The following is a 2226-nucleotide window of genomic DNA, read 5'->3' on the forward strand; positions in this document are numbered from 1 at the left end:
AGCGGGTAGTGCGTCCAGTAGAAGGCGTCCGACTGGTACATGTCGGTCAAAAAATTCTGCGCCTCGGCGATCTTTCCGTCCTTGATGCGAAACATCAGGGCGTAGAGTTGGTCGATCTTGGGACCTGAGCCGACGTTCGACCAGCCGCGATGGATGTCGACGACGAGGTCGCCCTGCGCCTGGAAGAAGATTGGCTCGGCCCTGAATTTGCCATCGGCCAGGCCACGGAAGAAGGCGACCACTTCCTCCGGCCCGCGCTTGTCGCCGGCCAGCGGATGATGGCCCGGAATGCGCCAGACGATGTCTGGCGCGAGGAAGGGCCGGACGGCCTCCGGGTTCCCGGTCGCATAAGCTGCGTAATAGTCCTTGATCAGCTGGATGTTGCGGTCTTCCTGCGGACCGCCGTTCGCGGGAGCGGCAGACACCGCCAGGAGAGCGCCGGCGGCAAGCGAAGCGAGCCTGGTCATCGATCCTGTCTCCTTGCCTTTCGAGCCGTCGCAACGGCGAGGCTAGACCCAGCATGAGGCTTTTTCTTCACCGGAAAAACCCGTATAGTTCGACAAGGCTATTTGGAATAACCTCATAATGCGCCTCGACCAGTTCAGCGGCATCGTCGCCTTCGTGAAGGTAGCGGAGGCCAGGAGCTTCACCCGCGCCGCCTCCGAACTCGGCGTCGCTCCGGCCTCTTTGAGTGAGGCGGTCAAGGGGCTCGAGGAGCGTCTGGGGGTGCGGCTTCTCAACCGCACGACCCGCAGCGTTGGCCTGACCGAAGCCGGCGCCCACTACCTCGACCACGTGCGCCCGGCGGCCGAAGAGATCCGGGCGGCTGGCGCGGCGCTGCGCGAGACCCGCGACCGCCCCGCCGGCACACTGCGCCTGAGCCTGCCATGGATCGCCGCACCACTGCTGATCGAGCCGCTGATGGGGCCGTTCATGGACGCTTACCCGGAGGTGCGGCTTAGCCTGATCTTCGACGACAATTTCGTCGATATCGCCGCTCAGGGCTTCGATGCCGGTCTGCGGATCGGCGAGCTTCTCGAGAAGGATATGATCGGCGCGCGTCTGGGCGGGCCGCTCCAGACCGTCGTGTTGGGGAGCCCGGACTATCTGGCGCGTAACGGTACGCCGAAGCGGCCCGCCGACCTCGCCGCCCACCGCTGCATCGCCTTCGCCTTCACCCGCACCCGCGCCATCTCGCCCTGGGAGTTCGTCGTGGACGGACGCCAAGTCGAGTTCACGCCCGACGCACGTCTGGTCGTGAACACACTTCCGCTCTGCATCACCGCCGCCGCGCAAGGGCTTGGCCTAGCCTTTGCCGTCGAAGGCCTCGCTGCGCCGCTTCTCGCCTCAGGCGCGCTGGTCAAGGTGCTGGAGCCTTTCTGTCCCACCTACGAACCGCTCCACCTCTATTATCCCAGCCGCCGCCTCGTCCCGCCCAAGCTGCGGGCCTTCATCGATTTCGTGCGCGCGAACGCTCACAATTTGCGGATCTGATGCGCCGCCGCGAAACCAGCCACGGCGCATATCGGCGAGCCGGTCCGCCTCACCCCCAGGTGCCAACCAACTGCCTAGTGGCGGCGTTGAGGCGATTGAAGGCGTTGATCAGGGCAATCTGGACCACCAGGGCGGCAAGCGCCTTCTCGTCATAATGCCGGGCGGCCTCGTCCCAGATCGTGTCGGGCACCGGGTCGGGCCGGTCGCAGAGCCGGGTTGTTGCCTCGGCAAGCGCAAGAGCCGCGCGTTCGGCGTCGGTGAAGTAAGGCGTCTCCCGCCAGGCGGACACGGTGAAGACGCGCTCATCTTTTTCGCCGGCCTTCTTCAATTCACGCGCATGCATGTCGATACAGACGCTGCATCCGTTGATCTGGCTGGCGCGCAAATGGACGAGCTTGCGCGTCACGTAGGGCAGGTCAGCCGTTTCCGTCGACTTGTCCAGCGCGAGCAGCGCCTGCAGGGCGCCGGGAATGAGAAGCACAGGGTTTTTCAGTCTTGCTTGCATCGTGGTCTCCTTGTTTGCCGATCCCGATGCCAGTCATCCGGGATCGGCGCCCTGTCTGCCAAATCAATAACTAGATAGCTATGGATTTACCCATAACTCTGAAGTTATGAATATGTCAAGCAGGAAATTGGCGGCAATGCAAACGGCAACGACCTGTCGCGCGTTGAGCCAATAGTTCCGGCTTTCGCTACAAGGAGCCCGATGCTAGGGCATGACCAACTCGAATT

General features: G+C 63.6%; 3 protein-coding genes. 1 reads left to right on the top strand and 2 read right to left on the bottom strand.

The window, feature by feature from the left end; translation table 11 throughout:
- Positions 1-467: nuclear transport factor 2 family protein (locus EOA86_RS31565; protein ID WP_128345185.1), on the bottom strand; the 467-nt coding region annotated here is incomplete at its 3' end.
- Between the two features lie 118 nt (positions 468-585).
- Here EOA86_RS31565 and EOA86_RS31570 point away from each other — a divergent pair.
- On the top strand, positions 586-1494 hold the full coding sequence (locus EOA86_RS31570) for a LysR family transcriptional regulator (protein WP_128345187.1): 909 nt from the start codon (positions 586-588) through the stop codon (positions 1492-1494).
- 49 nt (positions 1495-1543) lie between these two features.
- Here EOA86_RS31570 and EOA86_RS31575 read toward each other — a convergent pair whose 3' ends face one another.
- The gene (locus EOA86_RS31575) at positions 1544-1999 is read right to left on the bottom strand and encodes a carboxymuconolactone decarboxylase family protein (protein ID WP_127210733.1); all 456 of its coding nucleotides are present in this window, start codon (positions 1997-1999) and stop codon (positions 1544-1546) included.
- Positions 2000-2226: the final 227 nt, after the last annotated feature.

The organism is Mesorhizobium sp. M5C.F.Ca.IN.020.32.2.1, assembly GCF_004023105.1.
Classification (GTDB): domain Bacteria; phylum Pseudomonadota; class Alphaproteobacteria; order Rhizobiales; family Rhizobiaceae; genus Mesorhizobium; species Mesorhizobium wenxiniae.